General features: G+C 36.8%; 1 protein-coding gene. It reads left to right on the top strand.

The window, feature by feature from the left end; genetic code table 11:
- Positions 1-146: 146 nt before the first annotated feature.
- Positions 147-581, top strand: a 435-nt coding sequence (locus ABF638_RS38260) for a transposase (protein WP_435027932.1), incomplete at its 3' end; no start/stop codon positions are given.

Here is a 581-nt window from a genome sequence, read left to right as displayed (position 1 = left end):
TAGGGCTTGCTGAAAAAAAAGAGAAGGTTACAGTCTCTAGATTCTCAGACCAAAGAAGTATATTCAGGTGCAAGACTTGAAGGTAAAATAGCCCAAAATCCTTGCATCACAGTGGTCAGTCCTAACATAGTGTATCATTATTAACTATGTACCGAAAAGAAGAATCAACTCCAATTTCAGCAGAAAGTTTTGAGCTTCCATTTGAGGGAAAGTTATCATCAGATAATCGTTGGGTAATAATGGCCGATTTAATACCCTGGAGAGAATTTGAGTCGGAATATTCTTCGGGATTCTCCCCAGAGATGGGGGCACCAGCAAAGTCATTTCGGATGGCATTAGGCGCATTAATAATCAAAGAAAAACTAGGAATAAGTGACAGAGAAACAGTAGAGCAAATAAAAGAGAATCCTTATTTACAGTACTTCGTAGGCATATCATCTTATAGTAATGAAACTCCATTTGTCGCATCAATGTTAGTACATTTTCGTGAAAGAATTAGTGCTGAATTGGTCAACAAAATTAATCAACAAATGGTGAAGAAGATGCTAGAGACAACATCTTCGATTGGCAATGAAAAAAAA

It is taken from the genome of Nostoc sp. CALU 1950, from assembly GCF_051172895.1.
Taxonomy (GTDB): Bacteria; Cyanobacteriota; Cyanobacteriia; order Cyanobacteriales; family Nostocaceae; genus Nostoc; species Nostoc edaphicum_A.
The sequence above is the reverse complement of the archived record's forward strand: the minus strand, read 5'-3'. Positions and strand labels throughout refer to the sequence as shown.